At 39.0% G+C, this 20,946-nt stretch carries 22 protein-coding genes; 19 read left to right on the forward strand and 3 right to left on the reverse strand.

Annotation, left to right across the window (positions count from 1 at the left end; translation table 11 throughout):
* Positions 1-6: 6 nt before the first annotated feature.
* The 5 genes from yhbY to ACMX9J_RS19190 are packed head-to-tail and all read left to right on the forward strand — an operon-like array spanning position 7 to position 2,599.
* Complete coding sequence (gene yhbY, locus ACMX9J_RS19170; protein ID WP_013059260.1) at positions 7-306, forward strand: ribosome assembly RNA-binding protein YhbY; 300 nt, start codon at positions 7-9, stop codon at positions 304-306.
* A 60-nt stretch (positions 307-366) separates the two neighbouring features.
* Positions 367-939 carry a nicotinate-nucleotide adenylyltransferase gene (locus ACMX9J_RS19175; protein WP_025750563.1) on the forward strand — a complete coding sequence of 191 codons (573 nt, stop codon included), beginning with the start codon at positions 367-369 and terminating at the stop codon, positions 937-939.
* Positions 926-1,498, forward strand: coding sequence for a bis(5'-nucleosyl)-tetraphosphatase (symmetrical) YqeK (yqeK, locus tag ACMX9J_RS19180; protein ID WP_028411664.1), 573 nt, complete (start codon positions 926-928; stop codon positions 1,496-1,498). The genes ACMX9J_RS19175 and yqeK overlap by 14 nt, the downstream gene beginning before the upstream one ends.
* Positions 1,491-1,844 (forward strand): ribosome silencing factor, encoded by a 354-nt coding sequence (gene rsfS / locus ACMX9J_RS19185; RefSeq protein WP_013085071.1) that lies wholly within the window; start codon positions 1,491-1,493, stop codon positions 1,842-1,844. Before yqeK ends, rsfS begins: the two co-directional genes overlap by 8 nt.
* Positions 1,841-2,599, forward strand: coding sequence for a class I SAM-dependent DNA methyltransferase (locus ACMX9J_RS19190; protein WP_367071613.1), 759 nt, complete (start codon positions 1,841-1,843; stop codon positions 2,597-2,599). Before rsfS ends, ACMX9J_RS19190 begins: the two co-directional genes overlap by 4 nt.
* 40 nt (positions 2,600-2,639) lie before the next feature.
* Here ACMX9J_RS19190 and comER read toward each other — a convergent pair whose 3' ends face one another.
* On the reverse strand, positions 2,640-3,470 hold the full coding sequence (gene comER / locus ACMX9J_RS19195; RefSeq protein WP_025750559.1) for a late competence protein ComER: 831 nt from the start codon (positions 3,468-3,470) through the stop codon (positions 2,640-2,642).
* 96 nt (positions 3,471-3,566) lie between these two features.
* On the opposite strand from comER, the gene ACMX9J_RS19200 reads away from it, so the two are divergent.
* From ACMX9J_RS19200 to ACMX9J_RS19210, 3 genes are all read left to right on the forward strand, one after another.
* On the forward strand, positions 3,567-4,202 hold the full coding sequence (locus ACMX9J_RS19200; RefSeq protein WP_028411662.1) for a helix-hairpin-helix domain-containing protein: 636 nt from the start codon (positions 3,567-3,569) through the stop codon (positions 4,200-4,202).
* A gap of 90 nt (positions 4,203-4,292) precedes the next feature.
* The gene (locus ACMX9J_RS19205) at positions 4,293-4,859 is read left to right on the forward strand and encodes a ComE operon protein 2 (RefSeq protein WP_028411661.1); all 567 of its coding nucleotides are present in this window, start codon (positions 4,293-4,295) and stop codon (positions 4,857-4,859) included.
* Between the two features lie 69 nt (positions 4,860-4,928).
* Positions 4,929-7,220 (forward strand): DNA internalization-related competence protein ComEC/Rec2, encoded by a 2,292-nt coding sequence (locus ACMX9J_RS19210; RefSeq protein WP_416226103.1) that lies wholly within the window; start codon positions 4,929-4,931, stop codon positions 7,218-7,220.
* A gap of 57 nt (positions 7,221-7,277) precedes the next feature.
* Here ACMX9J_RS19210 and ACMX9J_RS19215 read toward each other — a convergent pair whose 3' ends face one another.
* The gene (locus tag ACMX9J_RS19215) at positions 7,278-7,412 is read right to left on the reverse strand and encodes a YqzM family protein (protein WP_013059251.1); all 135 of its coding nucleotides are present in this window, start codon (positions 7,410-7,412) and stop codon (positions 7,278-7,280) included.
* Between the two features lie 327 nt (positions 7,413-7,739).
* On the opposite strand from ACMX9J_RS19215, the gene holA reads away from it, so the two are divergent.
* Positions 7,740-8,756 carry a DNA polymerase III subunit delta gene (gene holA / locus ACMX9J_RS19220; RefSeq protein ID WP_047749824.1) on the forward strand — a complete coding sequence of 339 codons (1,017 nt, stop codon included), beginning with the start codon at positions 7,740-7,742 and terminating at the stop codon, positions 8,754-8,756.
* A 34-nt stretch (positions 8,757-8,790) separates the two neighbouring features.
* Here holA and rpsT read toward each other — a convergent pair whose 3' ends face one another.
* The gene (gene rpsT, locus ACMX9J_RS19225) at positions 8,791-9,057 is read right to left on the reverse strand and encodes a 30S ribosomal protein S20 (protein ID WP_013085065.1); all 267 of its coding nucleotides are present in this window, start codon (positions 9,055-9,057) and stop codon (positions 8,791-8,793) included.
* Positions 9,058-9,313: 256 nt separating this feature from the next.
* Here rpsT and gpr point away from each other — a divergent pair, with 256 nt between their 5' ends.
* From gpr to ACMX9J_RS19275, 10 genes are all read left to right on the forward strand, one after another.
* Complete coding sequence (gene gpr / locus ACMX9J_RS19230; RefSeq protein WP_028411658.1) at positions 9,314-10,426, forward strand: GPR endopeptidase; 1,113 nt, start codon at positions 9,314-9,316, stop codon at positions 10,424-10,426.
* A gap of 84 nt (positions 10,427-10,510) precedes the next feature.
* Positions 10,511-10,846, forward strand: coding sequence for a YqxA family protein (locus ACMX9J_RS19235; RefSeq protein ID WP_416226104.1), 336 nt, complete (start codon positions 10,511-10,513; stop codon positions 10,844-10,846).
* Positions 10,847-10,974: 128 nt separating this feature from the next.
* Positions 10,975-12,798, forward strand: a complete 1,824-nt coding sequence (lepA, locus tag ACMX9J_RS19240) for a translation elongation factor 4 (RefSeq protein WP_013059246.1) — start codon at positions 10,975-10,977, stop codon at positions 12,796-12,798.
* Between the two features lie 175 nt (positions 12,799-12,973).
* A complete protein-coding gene (gene hemW, locus ACMX9J_RS19245) occupies positions 12,974-14,113 on the forward strand; it encodes a radical SAM family heme chaperone HemW (RefSeq protein ID WP_047749825.1) in 1,140 nt (379 codons plus the stop codon).
* A gap of 91 nt (positions 14,114-14,204) precedes the next feature.
* Positions 14,205-15,233: a heat-inducible transcriptional repressor HrcA gene (hrcA, locus tag ACMX9J_RS19250; protein WP_416226105.1), complete on the forward strand. Its 1,029-nt coding sequence runs from the start codon at positions 14,205-14,207 to the stop codon at positions 15,231-15,233.
* A gap of 105 nt (positions 15,234-15,338) precedes the next feature.
* A complete protein-coding gene (grpE, locus tag ACMX9J_RS19255) occupies positions 15,339-15,899 on the forward strand; it encodes a nucleotide exchange factor GrpE (protein ID WP_028411655.1) in 561 nt (186 codons plus the stop codon).
* Positions 15,900-15,929: 30 nt separating this feature from the next.
* The gene (gene dnaK, locus ACMX9J_RS19260) at positions 15,930-17,747 is read left to right on the forward strand and encodes a molecular chaperone DnaK (protein WP_014458181.1); all 1,818 of its coding nucleotides are present in this window, start codon (positions 15,930-15,932) and stop codon (positions 17,745-17,747) included.
* Positions 17,748-17,982: 235 nt separating this feature from the next.
* Complete coding sequence (dnaJ, locus tag ACMX9J_RS19265; RefSeq protein ID WP_013059241.1) at positions 17,983-19,113, forward strand: molecular chaperone DnaJ; 1,131 nt, start codon at positions 17,983-17,985, stop codon at positions 19,111-19,113.
* 117 nt (positions 19,114-19,230) lie between these two features.
* Positions 19,231-20,172: a 50S ribosomal protein L11 methyltransferase gene (prmA, locus tag ACMX9J_RS19270; RefSeq protein WP_028411654.1), complete on the forward strand. Its 942-nt coding sequence runs from the start codon at positions 19,231-19,233 to the stop codon at positions 20,170-20,172.
* A 19-nt stretch (positions 20,173-20,191) separates the two neighbouring features.
* Entirely contained in the window at positions 20,192-20,944 is a 753-nt protein-coding gene (locus ACMX9J_RS19275) for a 16S rRNA (uracil(1498)-N(3))-methyltransferase (protein WP_033579675.1), read from the forward strand.
* Positions 20,945-20,946: the final 2 nt, after the last annotated feature.

Genomic DNA, 20,946 nt, shown 5'->3' on the forward strand with positions numbered 1-20,946 from the left:
GTTTTTATGTTAACAGGTAAACAAAAACGTTTTTTACGTTCAAAAGCACATCATTTAAATCCAATTTTCCAAGTAGGAAAAGGTGGAGTCAATGAAAATATGATTGGTCAAATTGCTGATGCATTAGAAGCAAGAGAATTATTAAAAGTAAGCATTCTGCAAAACTGTGACGAAGATCGTGACACGGTTGCTGCTCGATTAACAAAAGGAACAAAAGCAGAGCTTGTACAAGTGATTGGAAATACAATTGTGTTATATAAAGAATCACGTGAAAATAAGCAGTTAATGCTTCCAAAAGTGAAATGAAATAGAGCGGGGAAACCCGCTCTATTTAAAAATGAAGTAAATTAAAGGAGTCGGGGATTGTTGAAGAGTATTGGAATTTTAGGTGGAACGTTCAATCCGCCTCATTTGGGGCATTTAATGATGGCAAATGAGGTTTTGCATGCCTTGAAATTAGATGAGATATGGTTCATGCCGTCATATATTCCACCTCATAAAACAATCAAAGAGCCTATTGAGCCATATCATCGTTTACAAATGCTAAAGCTAGCTATTGAAGAACATGATCAATTCACCCTGCAGCCGATTGAATTTGAGCGCAAAGAGCCTTCATATACATATGATACGATGAGAATACTAACAGAGAAATATCCAACGTATCAGTTTCATTTCATCATTGGTGCTGATATGGTAGAATATTTGCCGAAGTGGTATGAAATTGATGAATTAGTCAATTTGGTTACATTTGTAGGTGTAAAGCGCCCGGGGTATACCATTACGTCCCCTTACCCGATAAAAGAAGTAGAAGTTCCGCAGTTTGATGTCTCCTCTTCCTTTATTCGCGAACGAGTAGTAAAGAAAGAAACCATTCGTTATTTTATACCTGCTGGTGTTAAACAATATATCGAGGAGAATCAATTATATGAATCGAACTGAGGCATTAGAAATCGTAAAGAAACAGTTAACAGAACGTCGTTATATTCATACTGTCGGGGTAATGGAAACAGCAATTGAATTAGCTAAACGTTTTGAAGCAGACGAAAAAAAAGCAGAACTGGCTGCTATTTTTCATGACTATGCCAAGTTTCGTCCAAAGGAAGAGATGAAGCAAATTATTATTGATCAAAACATGAACCCTTCTTTATTGGAATACAATACCGAATTATGGCATGCTCCAGTAGGCGCGTTTTTAGTGAGAAATGAAGTAGGGATTACGGATAAGGAAGTATTGGATGCAATTGCTTACCATACATCCGGAAGACCTGGCATGACGTTACTTGAAAAAATTGTGTACGTTGCTGATTATATTGAACCTGGAAGGAGATTTCCAGGTGTTGATGAAGTGCGGGAGTTAGCTAAAACCGACTTAAATGCAGCACTTATTCAATCATTAAAGAATACTATTTCTTTTTTAATGACCAAACATCAGGCCGTTTATCCCGATACGATGATGACATATAATGATTTAATCTTAGGAGGTCAAACACATGACTGAACGTGAATTGCTATCTCTTGTTGTAGAAGCAGCCGATGATAAAAAAGCAATCGATATCGTAGCGTTAAATATGGAAGGAATCTCACTTGTGGCAGATTATTTTGTTATTTGTCACGGTAACTCAGATAAACAAGTGCAGGCAATTGCTCGTGAAATTAAAGAAAAAGCACACGAACAAGGCATTTCTGTGAAGCGTTTAGAAGGGTTTGAGCAGGCTAAGTGGGTGCTTGTTGATCTTGGAGATGTTGTGGTTCACATTTTCCATAAAGATGAGCGCGGATATTATAACTTAGAACGCTTATGGGGAGATGCACCATTTGTAAGTTCAGAAGAGCTACAGCTATGAGCAGGTACGGAGAATTTGCCTACGTATATGATCAGCTAATGGCAGACGTTCCGTATGACGATTGGGCTGAATTTTTTAATCAGCAGGTGGCAAAAGCAAAAACAAAGCCTAACAGTATATTAGACCTTGCCTGCGGCACGGGAGAACTCTCCGTTCGATTTGCAAAAGAAGGTTTCTCCGTAGTCGGCGTTGATTTGTCTGATGATATGCTTATGGTAGCTCAAGAGAAGGCAGCAGAAGCAGGGGTAACGCTATCTCTTTTTCAGCAAAACATGGCGGAACTTGAGTTATTGAAAGAGTTTGATTGTGTAGTAATCTTTTGTGATTCTTTGAACTATTTGCAAAGTGATAAAGAAGTTCAAGAAACCATTCAACGTGTATATAAACACTTAAAACCAGGTGGGCTCTTTATATTTGATGTTCATTCAGTGTACAAGATGAAGGACGTATTTGGAAATCAATCTTTTTCTTATGTAGATGAAGACGTGTCATATATTTGGAACTGCACCTATGACGATACAGACATGCGTGTAGAGCATGATATTACGTTTTTTGCTTATGATGAAGAAATCGATGCATATCATCGCTTTGATGAGGTGCATGCTCAGCGCACTTGGTCGATTGACCATTATCAATCATGGTTGAGCCAAGCTGGTTTTATAAATATAGAAGTAAGTGCAGATTTCAAAATGAGTAAGCCTACTTCAAACAGTGAGCGCATCTTTTTCTCTGCGCAAAAAAAAGAAGCCGAGTAGAGGCTTCTTTTTTTGTTTCAAAGCAGGATTTCTACAGAAATTATGGAATAAGACTATCAAACTGATTGTGAACAAGCTCAATGTCTTCGTCAAATTTTTCGTGTGTTTTTTGAAATACGTGCACAAACATCTCTCCGAGTTCAGCTTCTAAAACTTTAATACCTTCTCCGGTTACACCGCCTTTTACGCATACTTTATCCTGCAAGGTAGGAAGCGTAAATATTTCTTTTTCCAACAGTTTTCCCATTCCAATAATCATATCGCTGGCCATGACGGTAGCTTCTTCTTCAGAAATATTTGTTTCTTGAACTGCTGCATCAATAAAGCGTTGAAGCAAAAAGCTGAAGAATGCAGGACCGCAGCTTACGATATCGGATGATACGCGGGTAATCGTTTGATCAATAGCCACAGGCTTTGACATAGATGAAAATAATTCATGTAAATAATTTTGGTAAAAAGGCGTACATCTTTCTCCAAACGTGAAAAGAGAAACACCTGCTAATGCCCGATTCGTAATGCTAGGGATAATTCTAGCTGCTTGACTCGGAATGAGGCGTTCGATTTGTTCTACGCTAATTGGACTGGTAATGGATACAATGCAGTGATCTTTCGTCAGCAGTGGTTCTAATTTTATTAAAAGGGGGTGAATATCCAATGGCTTAACACAAATAAAAATGACTTTGGATGCGTGAACAACTTCTTCAGCTGTATCAGCAACATGAATTTTTTTATGCTGCTGTTGAATCTCTTTGGCCCTTTTTTTTGTACGATTCATAATAGTAATTTTAGAAGGACGTACGGCTTTTGATTCAATAAACGCATCAATTAATATTTTCCCCATGTTTCCTGTTCCGATAAACCCTATGTTCACTGATTCATTCCCTCCTTCAAAAGCCTTTTCTTCTAAACACTATGAAGACGTAATGGAATTTATGACGTTACTTCAAAATTCAAAGGAGTGTACAAGTTGACTTTTTCAAAAAAACAATGGCTAATTGGGTGTATTTGCTTAGCAGTTGGGTTGGCTTTTTATATCTATCGCACAGGCGGAGAGAAACCGGAAAGTTCTCTTCAAACCTCAGATATAATCAAGGCAGAATCTTCTGGTACAAAAAAAGAAGGAGAGTCGTCTAATCAAGTAATTTCAAGCCAAGATTCCCCGTTTGTGATGGTGGATATTAAAGGAGCTGTTCAGAAGCCTGGTGTATACCAGCTTCCGAAAGATGCAAGGGTAAAAGATGCTCTAGCACAAGCCGGAGGCGCTACGAAAGAAGCGGACTTAAGACAGCTCAATTTAGCTAGCAAGCTACAAGATGAAATGGCTGTGTATATTCCAGCTGCTGGAGAAGAAATCCCCCCTTCATCTCCAGTTTCTTCAATTTCTTCCTCAGGAACTTCAAATGATCAGCCCCTTGTTAATATCAATACAGCGAACACTGATGAACTGCAAACGTTAAATGGCATTGGACCTTCAAAAGCCAGTGCCATCGTTTCATATCGAGAGGAAAATGGCTTGTTTCAAACAGTAGAGGATTTGGGAAAAGTATCAGGTATTGGCGAGAAGTCGCTAGAAAAAATCAAAGCTCAAATTACGGTACAGTAGAGACTTATTGACGAAAAAGGAAAAAAAACGCTACACTATGAAAGAGAAAAGTATCATTATTCAGTTTTAAATAAAAAGGCAGGGAATGAGATGAACCGGATTTCATGGGATCAATATTTTATGGCACAAAGCCATTTGCTAGCTTTAAGAAGCACTTGTGAACGTCTGGCTGTTGGAGCTACAGTGGTGCGTGATAAACGTATTATAGCTGGAGGATACAACGGTTCGATCAGCGGAGGCGTGCATTGTGCTGACGAAGGCTGCTATGTAATTGATGGCCACTGCGTAAGAACTGTCCATGCAGAAGTGAATGCACTCTTGCAGTGTGCTAAGTTTGGTGTAAAGACAGAAGATGCGGAAGTATACGTCACGCATTTTCCTTGTTTAAACTGCTGTAAAGCTCTTATTCAAGCGGGAATTAAAACAGTATATTATGCTAATGATTACAAAAATCATCCGTATGCTGTTGAGTTATTTGAACAGGCGGGAGTGAAAACAGCAAAAGTTGAACTTGATGAAGCAATCATTGACTTAAAAAGTAAAGAGAAGCTTCAATTTGTAACGGATGTTCTCGCTCGTTTAGAAAAAAGCGGAGCTGACGAAGCAGAAGTGATGAATTTACAGCGTGAAGCTCTCGCTTTGTTTACGGCAAATTAAAGGTAAAAGAGGTTTTTTACTTGGTAACAGTAAGAAGCCTCTTTCTTTTAAGGAAGAAAGGAGCTAAAAGTGAAAGGATATTATATTTACTGTGCTTTTAGCATGATGCTAGCCTTATATGTATATGATAATCATTCCGCTGTAAGCCTGTTTTTGCTAATCGTGCTTTTCATTTTTCAATGGCTACAATGTCCGAGGAAAGTGGTTATTGCTTCTGCACTGTTGAGCGTTTTGTGCGTCTACCTATTAGCTGAGGCAAATAACCATAACAAAACGGTTCTTTTAGCTGAATCTTCTACTTTTACAGGCGAAATTTCATCTGTTCCGCATAGTGACGGCGACAAGCTTACTTTTAAGTTTACGGTTCAAAATGAAGAAGTCATGGCTTTTTATAAACTAAAAACGCTGGAAGAGAAACAGCAGCTCGAAAAGCTAACGATTCATCAAGTTTGTCAACTAGCAGGGCAATTAACTTCTCCTTCATCTGCTCGCAACCTTCATGCATTTGATTATCAGCAATATTTATACCATCAGTCTATTCATTGGCAGCTTAACGTCAAGAGACTTGATTTGGCAAAATGCCAGCTCCCCACCTTAACTCCACTTACATACCTTACCTTTATTCGTCAAAAAGGAATTAATTATATTCAACAAAACATGTCGGATCCAGGCGCTGGATTTATGCAGGCACTAATTTACGGCAAGCGTACTGGGATCGAAGAAGAGAGTATCAAGCGCTATCAGCAATTTGGTTTAATACACTTGCTTGCCATATCAGGTCTTCATGTTGGCCTGCTGACAGCGATGTGTTTTTATTTGCTCATTCGGATTGGAATAACGCGCGAGCGAGCCATTACGCTTTTACTTTTGCTTCTTCCTGTATACATGGTTTTGGCCGGTGGCAGCGCTTCAGTTGTCCGAGCTGTTTTTATGAGTATGCTGATGCTTATATCGATAAAAATACAAAGAAAAATTCTTTTGGTTGATAGCATCAGCCTTGCTTTTATGAGCATGCTGCTTTTCAAACCGTACTATTTATTTGATGTAGGATTTCAGCTTTCTTTTGCCGTTAGTTTTGCCTTGATTTTATCGAGTCAGACAATTTTACCTCGTTTTCATTCTTCTTTCAGCCAGCTCATGGCTGTTTCAGCGATTGCACAAGTCAGTTCACTTCCTTTATTGTTGTACTATTTTTATGGAGTATCTCTCCTCAGTTTGCCATTAAATATGGTTTTTGTACCGTTGTTTTCTCTTGTTGTATTACCTCTTTGTTTGCTCATTCTTTTTGTTCGTATCATCTTGCCGGGAGTGAGTGAATTGCTGGAGCAAATTCTTCATGTTCTTTTACTTGCTTGTGAAAAATTGCTTGATTTTTTTGAGTGGATTCCCGCTGATTTCGTAACGGGAAAACCCCATATTTTGCTGTTTTTGGGCATGTACCTATGCATTTATGCTTTATTTGTGGCGGTCGAAGAAGGGAAATTTTTCGTTCGCTATATGTTTCTTCTCGCGGCATTGTTAGCCGCACAATGTATGTATCCTTATTTGAATCCAAAAGGAACGGTCACAATGGTCGATGTAGGACAAGGAGACTGCTTTATCATTGAGCTTCCTTATCGAAAAGGCGTGTATATGATCGATACCGGAGAAACCGTTTCATTTCCAAAAGAACCATGGCAAAAACGCCGTTCTTCTTTTGACGTGGGAGAAGACGTACTTGTTCCCTTTTTGCATTCAAAAGGAATGACAAAGGTAGATAAAATGATTATTACACACGGCGATTATGATCACGCAGGGGCGGCACAGCATTTATTTTCACAAGTGGCTGTCGGAGAGCTGGTGCTTGGGAAAAAAGCCGAATTAAATGACGTAGAGACTGGCTTGGTGATCGCTGCTCAAAAACAAAGCGTGCCTGTTCAAATTGTTCAACAAGGAGATAGCTGGCAAGAAGGAGGTGTCTTATTTCAGGTTATTTCTCCGACAGGTTTCGAAGAAACGAGCAACAACGGCTCAATTGTAATAGACGCTAAGTTAGGAAATTTAAGATGGCTATTCACCGGAGATTTAGAAAAGGAAGGAGAACAAAGAATATTGAAAGACTTTCCCAACCTTAAAGCAGATGTATTAAAAGTGGGTCATCATGGCAGTAAAACATCAACTTCAGAAGAGTTTGTTCAACATTTAAACCCTAAAGTAGCGCTTGTTTCAGCGGGGCAAAAAAATCGTTATGGTCATCCTCATCAAGAAATATTAGAGCTTCTGAAAAGCTACGGGGTGTATATTTACCGAACGGATGAAGATGGTGGGGTAATGTATGAATTTACAAAAAAGTCAGGAACGTTTTCGCAGCAACTTCCATAGTCTATAGTAAGAAAAACGAACTGAAAAAGACTGCTAAGAAGCAGCCTTGAAGCAATTTTACGAACCCAAGTAGTGAATCACAGTTGCAATAACAAATAAGGCAGTGAAAAAGCCAAATGAAACACCAAATCCTACGGCAGAATCGACAGCGTCGTTGCGTTTACTTTGGACACTTTCTTCAAATTGGTTCATTAACACCCCTCCTGTTTACAGTATAATCTAACTTTTTTTAAAAATCTAGACAATTTAAAAGCGTTTTCACAAACTGACAACAGTTAACAACTATACTTTATGAGCATGAGGAGAAAATAGAGATAAGGGTTTAATCATTAACAAATAAGTAACCTAGGGCTTATATTGTTGATGTTTATCATAAACTGAGGAATTGTCGTTTTAAGACAATTCCTTTTGTATTGTTGCCAAAAACTCATAACACCTTTACGATAGAAATTGTATTTTGTTTATCAGTAACTATACATAATCAATATAGATGAATAAAAAAAGAGGAGCGTATATACGTTGGCAGTTGATAGCTTAAAAAGTATTACCAAAAATAATATCGCCCCCGTTTATTTAATACACGGGGTTAATGCATTTATGAGTAAAAAGATTAGAGATAAAATCGTCTACTATACGTTGAATGAAGAAGATAAAGAATTTAACTTGTCCCTATACGATTTAGAAGAGACATCGATTGATCAAGTTCTAGAAGATGCTGAAACGCTTCCTTTTTTAGGAGACAAGCGTGTAGTGGTTGCGAAAAATGCAGCATTTTTAACGGCTGAAAAATCAAAAGATAAAGTTGAGCATGATCTGGCAAAACTTCAGCAATATGTCGAACAGCCCCCGTCTTTTTCAACGTTAATTCTTCTAGCCCCTTATGAAAAGCTGGATGAAAGAAAAAAAATAACAAAATTATTAAAAAAACAAGCAGCTTACATCGAAGCGAACGAATTTGGTGAAAAAGAAATGAAGCAGTGGATTCATAATTTGCTTTCAAAAGATGGAGTGAATATGGATGAAGATGCTGAAACGCTGCTTATTCAGCTTGTGGGGCTTAATGTAACGCTCGTGACAAATGAAATTGAAAAAATGGTGTTATACGTTGGACAAGGAGGAGTCATTACAAAAGAAGTGGTGCTTAAGCTTGTGGCAAAAACGCTTGAACAAAACGTATTTACGCTTATTGACGCTGTTATTCAGCGAAAGGTTTCTATCGCTTTAAATATGTATCAGGATTTGCTGCGTAACAACGAAGAGCCTATTAAAATTTTATCTTTGTTAGCGACGCAGTTTCGTTTAATTTATCATACGAAGCAGCTGTCTAGTCAAGGGTACGGTCAGCAGCAAATTGCTCAAACGATTAAGGTTCATCCGTTTCGTGTGAAAATCGCTTTGCAGCAGAGCAGAAGTTTTGAGGAACAGCAGCTTAAAGGAATTTTAAAGGATTTAGCAGAGGCAGATTATGAAATGAAGACGGGAAAAATGGATAAAGCGCTTATTTTACAGCTGTTTTTATTAAAAAGAGCGCAATAAAAAAACGATCCTAATGGGATCGTTTTTGTCTCAATTATGCAGATAAACCGTTAAGTTTTACTGCTAAGCGAGATTTTTGACGAGCTGCAGCATTTTTGTGGATAAGACCAGATTGTGCGGCTTTGTCTAATTTTTTAGAAGCAACAGCAAATGCTGCTTTTGCGTTATCTACATCGTTGTTTTCAACTAAAGCTTCAAAGTTTTTGATTGCAGTACGCATAGCTGATTTAGCTTGAATGTTATGAGCACGGCGAGCTTCAGTAGTTTTTACACGTTTGATAGCTGATTTAATGTTTGGCATCCGTTTCACCTCCCGAAATGATAACAATCGAGATTATATAGAACTCGACATTCTTCACAATAAGAACAAAAGATATTTTATCAAACACAAGGACAGAATGCAATAGCCTTGACAAGGAATTTTATATGACAGACCTCTCTTTAAAAGCTTGTAGCTGATATTACGCCCTTCCTTCTACTTTTCATTTCTTAAATGCATGAATCTGCCAGTCCTCGGTGACAATAATTTCAACAAAGATTGTCTAGGAGGTTAAGAAATGGAAAAAGAACTTGATTTAAGTCAATATAGCGTGCGCACGGATTTAGCTGTCGAAGCAAAAGACATAGCGTTAGAAAATCAGCCTAAACCGAATAACCAGTCAGAAATCAACGGCGTAATTGTAAAAGAAAAAGAAGAACAAGGTGTCAAAATTTCAATGGTAGAAATTACGGAAGAGGGCGCAGAAGCAATCGGTAAGAAAAAAGGCCGATATGTAACCCTTGAATCGGTAGGCATTCGCGAGCAGGATACTGAAAAGCAAGAGGCTATGGAAGAAGTATTTGCTAAAGAGCTGAATTTTTTTATTAAAAGCCTCAACATTCCAGATGATGCTAGCTGTCTTGTAGTGGGTCTTGGAAACTTAAGTGTGACACCAGATGCGCTTGGACCAAAGGCAGTAGATAATTTGTTGATTACAAGACATTTGTTTGAGTTACAGCCTGAAAGCGTGCAAGATGGCTTTAGACCCGTTAGCGCCATTGTTCCGGGAGTAATGGGAATGACGGGTATTGAGACAAGTGATATTATCTTTGGCGTTGTAAAGAAAGTGAATCCGGATTTTATTATTGCAATCGATGCGCTGGCCGCTCGTTCGATTGAACGGGTAAATGCTACCATTCAAATTTCAGATTCAGGTATTCATCCTGGGTCTGGGGTTGGAAACAAGCGCAAAGAAATCAGTTATGAAACACTTGGCATTCCAGTTATTGCAATAGGTATTCCAACGGTGGTGGATGCTGTGTCCATTACAAGCGATACAATTGACTTTATCTTAAAACATTTCGGCCGAGAAATGAAAGAGCAGGGAAAGCCGTCTAAGTCGCTGCTTCCGTCTGGTATGACGTTTGGAGAAAAAAAGAAGCTCACGGAGGATGATTTACCCAATGAAGAGCAGCGTCAAACGTACCTCGGTATGATTGGCACTCTTCCCGATGAAGAAAAAAGACGTCTTATTCATGAAGTGCTTGCACCTTTAGGTCATAATTTGATGGTTACGCCAAAAGAAGTGGATATGTTTATTGAAGATATGGCTAATGTAGTTGCAGGAGGACTTAACGCTGCTTTGCATCATGAAGTGGACCAAGAGAACTTTGGGGCATATACTCATTAATACGCTTTTAGATGAATGAGTTCTTCAGAATATAGTCATAATGGTTAGTACTACAGAAGATAAAGAAGTAAGGGGCCTAATAATATGATTAAATTTACTTTAAAATCAGTAGTGCTAACTATTTTTTTACTGTTCGTCGTATTTTTAGGAATGCAGACGGCTCAGCAAGGGCTGATTAAAATGAAGGGATATAATGATCCTTCGATTGAACATGTTATTAATGTGTCTAAAACGTCAGATGGTCAGGTGGAAGCTGCTGTTTTAGGTTCAAAAAAAGTTGTGAACATTGATGAAAAACAGCAGCTTTTAGAAAAACGAAAGGCTTTTAACTTTTTCTCCTCGCTAGGTCAGAGTCTAGCGGAAGGCGTGAAAAGTACAATAGGAAAAGCTTTTAAGTCTATCCATCATCTTCTTAATTAAAAGCAGAATCTCTTTCTGCTTTTTTGTATGGAAAAATCCCCAATGGAATGCTTATTGAATGTTGACGAATGTGTTGTTATAATTTAGTTTAGTGTATTTTGCCGATTTTCAGTAGGAGTGAAAAAAATATGGATAGAGAAGCAAGATTGAAACGACAATCGAAAATCAGAAACTTTTCGATTATTGCTCATATAGACCACGGTAAGTCAACATTAGCAGACCGTATTTTAGAAAAAACAAATGCGTTAACACAGCGAGAAATGAAAGCTCAGCTTTTAGATTCGATGGATTTAGAACGTGAACGTGGAATTACCATTAAATTAAATGCTGTGCAGCTTCAATACAAAGCAAAAGATGGAGAAGAGTATACTTTTCATCTAATTGACACACCGGGACACGTCGATTTTACATATGAAGTGTCGCGAAGTTTAGCCGCGTGTGAAGGTGCTATTCTAGTAGTAGATGCAGCTCAAGGTATTGAAGCTCAAACACTAGCAAACGTATATTTAGCGCTTGATAACAACCTTGAAATTTTACCTGTCATTAATAAGATTGACCTGCCGAGCGCAGAGCCAGAGCGAGTGCGCCAAGAGGTTGAAGACGTAATTGGATTAGATGCGTCGGAAGCTGTATTAGCTTCAGCTAAAGCAGGAATTGGAATCGAAGAAATTTTAGAACAAATTGTTGAAAAAGTTCCTGCTCCTGAAGGGGATCCAGATGCACCGCTTCAAGCGCTAATCTTTGATTCATTTTATGATGCATACCGAGGTGTAGTTGCATCTATTCGTATCGTACAGGGACGAGTAAAAGTAGGCGACAAAATTAAAATGATGGCAACAGGAAAAGAGTTTGAGGTAACGGAGCTAGGTGTGTTAACGCCAAAAGCCGTTGCTAAAGATGAACTTTCTGTTGGCGACGTAGGGTTTTTAACAGCAGCTATTAAAAATGTTGGAGATACGCGAGTAGGGGACACGATTACTCTTGCCAAAAACGGAGCAAGTGAACCTCTTCCTGGCTATCGTCGTCTGAATCCAATGGTATACTGCGGACTGTATCCGATTGATACAGCGAAGTATAACGATCTTCGTGAAGCACTAGAAAAGTTAGAGCTAAATGACTCTGCACTTCAGTTTGAGCCAGAGACGTCTCAGGCCTTAGGGTTTGGTTTCCGATGTGGATTCTTAGGACTGCTTCACATGGAGATTATCCAAGAGCGTATTGAGCGTGAATTTAAAATTGATTTAATTACAACAGCTCCAAGCGTTATTTATGACGTATATTTAACAGACGAGACTCATCTGTCTGTAGATAACCCTTCTAATATGCCGGACCCACAAAAGATTGAACGCGTGGAAGAACCGTATGTGAAGGCCACAATGATGGTACCAAACGATTATGTTGGTGCTGTGATGGAGCTTTGTCAGAAGAAGCGAGGCAACTTTATTGATATGCAGTACTTGGATGCTAATCGCGTGAGTATTGTATACGAAATTCCGCTGGCTGAAATTGTATATGATTTCTTTGATCAACTAAAATCAAATACAAAAGGCTACGCGTCGTTTGACTACGAGCTTATCGGATATCAGCCTTCGAAGCTTGTGAAGATGGATATTCTCTTAAACGGTGAAACGGTCGATGCGCTGTCCTTTATCGTTCACAGAGATTCAGCTTATGATCGTGGTAAAGTCATTGTAGAAAAGCTTAAAGAGCTTATTCCACGTCAACAGTTCGAAGTGCCGATTCAAGCGGCAATCGGTCAAAAAATTGTGGCGCGTTCAACAATTAAAGCCATTCGCAAAAACGTTTTAGCAAAATGTTACGGAGGAGATATCTCTCGTAAACGTAAACTTCTTGAAAAACAAAAAGAAGGTAAAAAACGTATGAAGCAGGTCGGTTCTGTTGAAGTACCGCAGGAAGCATTCATGGCTGTGCTTCGCATGGACGAAGATTAATAGCTGAAATTCTATTATTTAACATGTCAAATTAGTTTTGAAAATGAAGCGAATCTGATACGATAGTAAAGAGTTTTGAGCGCTGTAAATAAGTGTGAACGAACATAGATAAAAATACCGCAGAGAGACTCTGCGGTATTTTTATCATTTATAAATGTGATTGAGGTGAAAGTCCATGGTGAAGGCAGCATATCTGCATATCCCGTTTTGTCATCATATTTGTCACTATTGTGACTTTAATAAAGTGTTTTTCAAAAATCAGCCCGTTATGCCGTATTTGGAAAGCATGCGAGAAGAAATGAAACAAACAGTCGAACGTTATCCAACGACCAATTTGAACACGATATTCGTTGGGGGTGGAACGCCCACAGCCTTAGATGAACAGCAGCTGGAGTATTTTTTAGAATCCATTCGTATGTATCTTCCTTATGATGAGAAAGGTGAGTTTACATTTGAAGCGAATCCGAATGAATTGACAAAAGAAAAGCTTCAGCTTCTCCATGACTATGGCGTGAATCGTTTAAGTATTGGTGTACAAACGTTTAATGAAAGGTTATTGGAGAAAATTGGACGTGTGCATTCAAATAGGCAGGTATTTGATTGTATTGAGCAAGCGAGAAAGATTGGAATGTCGAATATAAGCTTAGACTTAATTTATAGCTTGCCGGAACAAACGGTAGCTGATTTTTCTTCTACGCTTCAAACCGCTTTTTCATTAGAGGTAGAGCATATGTCTGCCTATTCGTTAATTATTGAACCTAAAACGGTATTTTATAATTTAATGAATAAAGGGAAGCTGCCGCTGCCTGCTCAAGAAGAAGAAGCAGCTATGTATGAGCTGCTTATGAAAGAAATGGACAAACAAGGTTTTCATCAATATGAAATCAGTAATTTCGCAAAGTCAGGCTACGAGAGTATTCATAATCTAACATATTGGAACAACGACGATTATTACGGAATTGGTGCAGGCGCACATAGCTATATTGACGGAATAAGACGAGCAAATATTGGACCATTAAAAAAGTACATTGATTCAGTCGAGCAAAAAGGAAATGCATATCTTAATGAAGTGAGCGTGACCGAGGCTGAAAAAATGGAAGAAGAAATGTTTTTGGGCCTTCGTAAAACGAAAGGAGTCTCAAAAGAGGAGTTTAAGCAAAAATTCAATCGAGAATTAAAAGATGTATTTGGAGAACCTATTCAAGAATACAAAGAGAAAGGACTTTTGGGTGAAGACAATAGCTCCGTCTTTTTAACACACAATGGTCGATTTTTGGGGAATGAAGTTTTTCAAGCCTTTATTGGGATAATCTAATACCAAATCGTTGACATCGCTATAGTGATTTGGTAATTTATTATTAGATTTAGCACTCAGAGTTTTAGAGTGCTAACAGAGGTGATGAAGCGTGCTTACTGATCGACAGTTATTAATTTTACAAGTCATTATTGATGATTTCATTCGATCTGCGCAGCCGGTAGGCTCTCGAACATTATCTAAGAAAGAAGAGTTTAATTTTAGTTCGGCTACGATTCGTAATGAGATGTCAGACCTAGAAGAACTTGGATTTATTGAAAAAACTCATACTTCTTCAGGGCGCGTTCCGTCTGAGAAAGGCTATCGTTATTATGTTGATCACCTAGTGTCCCCGCAGCACTTGAAAGCAAGCGATGTTTCTACAGTACGTTCGGTATTTGCTGAGCGCATTATAGAACTGGAGCAGCTCGTTCAAAAATCAGCGCAAATTTTATCTGATTTAACGAGTTTAACGTCCATTGTGCTAGGGCCAAAAGCGGTCAGCCATAAGTTAAAACAGCTGCAGATTTTACCTTTAACGGCTCAGTCAGCTGTTGCCATTATTGTGACTGATACAGGACACGTTGAAAGTCGGACGATTACGTTACCGAGCAGTATTCAACCTTCCGATATTGAAAAGATGGTTAACATTTTGAACGAAAAGCTCATTGGCGTTCGCATTACTGATTTACATGATAAAATGTACAAAGAAGTAGCGACGCTCTTAAAAAGCCACATTCAAGGGTATGAGCAGACGATGGACATACTCAATGATGCATTAAAGCTCAACATGAATGGCAAATTAGTAGTTGGCGGCAAAACGAATATGTTTGCTCAGCCGGAATTTCATGATCTTAATAAAATTCGCGGACTGTTCAACATTATTGAACATGAACAGCAGTTTTATAAGCTGCTAAGCCCAAATGAGGCTGGCATACACGTGAAAATTGGTCATGAAAATAAGTTGAATGAAATGGTAGGCTGCAGCTTAATTACAGCTAGTTATTCTTTTGGTCACGAACAGCTCGGCACAATTGCTATACTGGGACCGACCCGCATGGAATATGCGCGTGTGATTAGTTTGCTTACACTGCTATCATCAGATATGTCTCAAGTGTTAACAAACTTGTATAAAGAATAAAGGAATCGGGTGGAATATATTACTTCCATCCTTTCCCTGTGATAAAATAAAAATCGTTGTTTAAAATGTGAAAATGTGTGTAAACATTTAAGGGAGGTGAATGAATTGTCAAACGAAAAGCAAGTAGAAGAACAAAACGAAGAAGTGGTTGAAGAAGTTCAAACAGAAGCTGCTGAAGCAACTGAAGCTGAAGCGTCTGAGGAAGTAAACCCTCTTCAACAAGAAAATGATCAATTAAAGCAACAGCTTGAAGAAGAAGAGAATCGCTACTTACGTCTACAAGCTGATTTCGATAATTTCCGTCGTCGTTCACGTCTCGATGCAGAAGCTGCTCAAAAATACCGTGCTCAATCATTGGTTGCGGATATTTTACCAGCACTTGATAACTTTGAACGTGCATTACAAGTTAACACAGCGGACGAACAAACCAAATCTGTGCTACAAGGTGTAGAAATGGTATACCGTCAATTGGTAGAGGCACTTCAAAAAGAAGGTGTTGAAGCAATTGAGTCAGTTGGGAAAACATTTGATCCATACGAGCATCAAGCAGTGATGCAAGTAGAAGACGATGAATACGAACCGAACACGGTAGTAGAAGAGCTTCAAAAAGGTTACAAATTAAAAGATAAAATCATCCGCCCTGCGATGGTTAAAGTGAATCAATAACACTACATATTATGAAGGAGGTCATTGTCAATGAGTAAGATCATTGGTATCGATTTAGGTACAACTAACTCTTGTGTCGCTGTATTAGAAGGCGGCGAACCAAAAGTAATTCCAAATCCAGAAGGAAACCGTACAACGCCATCAGTTGTGGCATTCAAAAACGGTGAGCGTCAAGTTGGGGAAGTAGCGAAACGTCAAGCTATTACAAACCCTAACACAATTATTTCAGTTAAACGTCATATGGGTACAGACCATAAGGTGGAAGCTGAAGGCAAGCAATACACGCCTCAAGAAATGTCAGCTATCATTCTTCAACATTTAAAAGGTTATGCTGAAGAGTATTTAGGTGAGCCTGTAACAAAAGCTGTTATCACAGTTCCTGCTTACTTTAATGATGCTGAGCGTCAAGCAACAAAAGATGCTGGTAAAATTGCTGGTTTAGAAGTAGAGCGTATTATTAACGAGCCTACTGCAGCAGCGCTTGCATACGGATTAGAAAAAACAGATGAAGATCAAACAGTTTTAGTTTATGACCTTGGTGGCGGTACGTTTGACGTATCTATTCTAGAACTTGGCGACGGCGTGTTTGAAGTTCGCGCAACTGCAGGTGACAATCGCCTTGGTGGTGACGACTTTGACCAAGTAATCATCGACTATTTAGTAGCTGAATTCAAAAAAGAAAACGGCGTTGATTTAAGCAAAGATAAAATGGCGCTTCAACGTTTAAAAGATGCGGCTGAAAAAGCGAAAAAAGATTTATCAGGCGTAACATCTACACAAATTTCTTTACCATTTATCACTGCTGGAGAAGCTGGTCCTCTTCACTTAGAAGTATCTTTATCACGTGCTAAATTTGACGAGTTATCAGCAGGTCTTGTTGAACGTACAATGGCCCCTGTGCGTCAAGCTTTAAAAGATGCAGGTCTTTCTGCAAGCGAACTTGATAAAGTAATCTTAGTTGGTGGTTCAACTCGTATCCCAGCGGTACAAGATGCAATCAAAAAAGAAACTGGTCAAGATCCTCATAAAGGTGTAAACCCTGATGAAGTAGTTGCACTTGGTGCAGCAATTCAAGGTGGCGTATTAACTGGTGATGTAAAAGACGTTGTATTACTAGACGTAACGCCTTTATCACTAGGTATCGAAACAATGGGTGGCGTATTTACAAAGCTAATTGAGCGTAATACGACAATTCCAACAAGTAAATCACAAGTATTCTCAACGGCTGCAGATAGCCAAACGGCTGTAGATATTCACGTTCTTCAAGGTGAGCGTCCAATGTCTGCAGACAATAAAACGCTAGGACGTTTCCAATTAACAGACATTCCTCCTGCACCACGCGGAGTACCTCAAATCGAAGTATCATTCGATATTGATAAGAACGGTATCGTAAACGTTCGCGCAAAAGATTTAGGTACAAACAAAGAGCAGGCGATTACAATTAAATCTTCAACTGGTTTATCAGATGACGAAATCGAACGCATGGTAAAAGAGGCGGAAGAAAACGCAGATGCTGATAAGCAACGTAAAGAAGAAGTGGAACTACGCAACGAAGCAGATCAACTAGTGTTTACAACTGAAAAAACATTAAAAGATCTTGAAGGAAAAGTAGAAGAAGCTGAAGTAACAAAAGCTAACGAAGCAAAAGATGCTTTAAAAGCTGCGATTGAAAAGAATGACCTTGAAGAAATCAAAGCGAAAAAAGATGAACTTCAAGAAATCGTTCAAGCGTTAACTGTAAAATTGTATGAGCAAGCTCAACAAGCTCAGCAAGCAGGTGAACAAGGCGCTCAAAATGATGATGTTGTAGATGCAGAGTTTGAAGAAGTAAACGACGACAAAAAATAATGCATCTTGACGACTAACGTGAATGACGCCATGGTGCGATTCACATCTTTTTAAAAAGTCAAAGTCAAGCTTATTTCTTGGCTTTGACTTTTTTAACGTGGAAAAGCGAAAGGGGAAGTTTTTCTCTTGGCTCTCTGCGTGCACGTGAGCAATAGAAAGTAACTTTTATGTTGCTATGGAATTATTAATAATGATACAATTACGTTTATGTGAAACGATTCGGGAGTGAGTATTGATGAGTAAGCGAGATTACTATGAAGTACTCGGTATCAGTAAGAGCGCTACAAAAGATGAAATAAAAAAAGCATACCGCAAGCTTTCTAAACAATATCATCCAGATATTAATAAAGCGGAAGATGCTGCTGACAAATTTAAAGAAGTAAAAGAAGCATATGAAGTATTGAGTGATGACCAAAAAAAAGCACAATACGATCAATTTGGTCATACTGATCCAAATCAAGGCTTTGGCGGCTTTGGTGGAGGCGGCTCAGACTTTGGCGGCTTCGGCTTTGAAGATATTTTCAGCTCGATCTTTGGTGGTGGTGGTCGCAGACGTGACCCTAATGCTCCGAGACAAGGTGCCGATTTACAATACACGATGACACTTTCTTTTGAAGAAGCTGTTTTCGGAAAAGAAACAACAATTGAAATTCCACGTGAAGAAACGTGTGAAACATGTCACGGTTCAGGTGCAAAACCTGGAACAAAAGTTGATACATGTTCGCACTGTAATGGTTCAGGTCAGTTAAACGTTGAACAAAACACGCCGTTTGGTCGCGTGGTAAATCGACGTGCGTGTCATCATTGTAATGGTACGGGAAAAATCATTAAAGACAAATGTGCAACGTGCCACGGTGACGGTAAAGTAACAAAACGACGTAAAATTAATGTTAAAATTCCAGCTGGTGTAGATGATGGTCAACAGCTGCGCGTTAGTGCTCAAGGAGAACCAGGGGTAAATGGTGGTCCTCCGGGAGATTTATACGTAGTGTTCCACGTGCGCACTCATGAATTCTTTGAACGTGATGGAGACGATATCTACTGCGAAATGCCTTTAACGTTTGCTCAGGCAGCACTAGGTGATGAAGTAGAAGTACCAACTCTACACGGCAAGGTGAAGCTGAAGATTCCTGCTGGTACACAAACGGGGACGAAATTCCGTTTAAAAGGAAAAGGTGTGGCAAACGTACGAGGGTATGGTCAAGGAGATCAGCATATTCACGTTCGCGTTGTAACGCCAACAAAAATATCAGAAAAACAAAAACAATTATTGCGTGAGTTCGCTGAACTGAGCGGTCAAGAAGCCGTTGATGAGCAGCATGATTCCTTTTTTGCAAAAGTAAAACGAGCAATTAAAGGAGAATAATTGTCTTTCATAATAAACAGAGACAGGTTGGTAAAGGTACTTTGCCAACCTGTCATCTGTCATGTTCATATTTAAAATCCTATATTACTGAAGGCAGAAAGGATGAAGTTGGTAGCAATGAAATGGTCTGAAATTTGTATTCATACAGCGCAAGAAGCAATTGAACCCATCTCTCATATTTTACATGAATCAGGAGCTAGCGGGGTAGTCATTGAAGATCCTGCTGATTTAGTGAAGGACAGAGATACAACTTTTGGTGAAATCTATGATTTAAACGTAGAAGACTACCCAGAGGAAGGTGTAGTGATTAAAGCATACCTTCCAGTTAACAGCTTTTTAGCAGAAACTGTGGATGGTATCAAAAAAGAAATTAATGGACTGCTTGTTTACGACTTTGATTTAGGAGCTAACAAAGTTACGATCAGTGAAGTGAACGAGGAAGAGTGGGCCACTGCTTGGAAAAAATATTACCACCCTGTGAAAATTTCAGAGCGTTTTACGATTGTACCAACTTGGGAAAACTATGAAAAAGTAAGCACAGATGAATTGATTATCGAGCTTGATCCCGGAATGGCTTTTGGTACAGGTACGCATCCAACGACGGTTATGTCTCTTCAAGCATTGGAAAGAACAGTGAAAGCAGGAGATACCGTTATTGACGTGGGTACAGGCTCAGGAGTGCTAAGTATTGGCGCAGCCCTGTTAGGAGCAAGTAATGTACAAGCTCTAGATCTTGATGAAGTAGCCGTACGTTCTGCCCGCGAAAATATTGAACTGAATCAAGTTGGAAATATCGTAACAGTAGGTCAAAACAACTTATTGCAAGGCATAGAAGGGCCGGTTGACATTGTTGTGGCGAATATTCTAGCTGAGGTAATCGTTCGTTTTGTAGACGATGCTGCAAAGGTATTAAAGCCAGGAGGCATGTTCATTACATCAGGTATTATTAGTGCGAAAAAAGAAGATGTCAAAAAAGCGTTAACGGGAGCGGGCTTTGTTATTCAAGAAGTAACGCTTATGGAAGACTGGGTAGCAATTATTGCGCAAAAACAAGCTTAACAAGTGAGAAGGTGTCAAGATGCAACGTTATTTTCTGCCAAATGATCAATTTCAAGAGCAAAGTGTCACAGTGATACAAGATGATGCCCATCATATCTCACGCGTCATGAGAATGAATGAAGGATCACAGTTTATTGCCTGTAATGAACAGGGGCAAGCTGCTTTGTGTGAAATTGAAAATATTTCCGCTAACGAAGTGAAAGCATCTATTATAGAATGGATAAGCGAAGAAAAAGAGCTTCCAGTCCATGTTACAATTGTGAACGGTCTGCCTAAAGGGGATAAGCTCGAGCTTATTATCCAAAAAGGGACAGAACTTGGAGCGTATAGGTTTATCCCTTTTATTGCGGCTCGTTCAGTTGTTAAATGGGATGATAAAAAGAGTCAAAAAAAAGTAGATCGCTGGAACAAGATTGCTAAAGAGGCTGCAGAACAATCTCATCGTACGATTGTACCAGCAGTAGAAGCCCCAATTTCTTTTAAGAAACTAGTAGAAATTAGCGGTGACTATACTCATAAAGTTGTAGCCTATGAAGAAAGAGCAAAGCAAGGAGAAACATCTCATCTGCATGCTGTTCTTTCAGCTTTAAAACCCGGCAATTCCGTGCTTGTGGTTGTAGGCCCCGAGGGTGGTTTGACCGAGCAGGAAGTAGAAGTATTAGAAGAAAATGAATTTACAATAAGCGGATTTGGTCCGCGGATTTTACGAGCAGAAACAGCTCCATTATATGCGCTGTCTGCTATATCTTATCAAACTGAGTTAATGAGGTGACG

The organism is Priestia sp. RMT2NF4 (genome assembly GCF_047872835.1).
Lineage (GTDB): Bacteria > Bacillota > Bacilli > Bacillales > Bacillaceae_H > Priestia > Priestia zanthoxyli.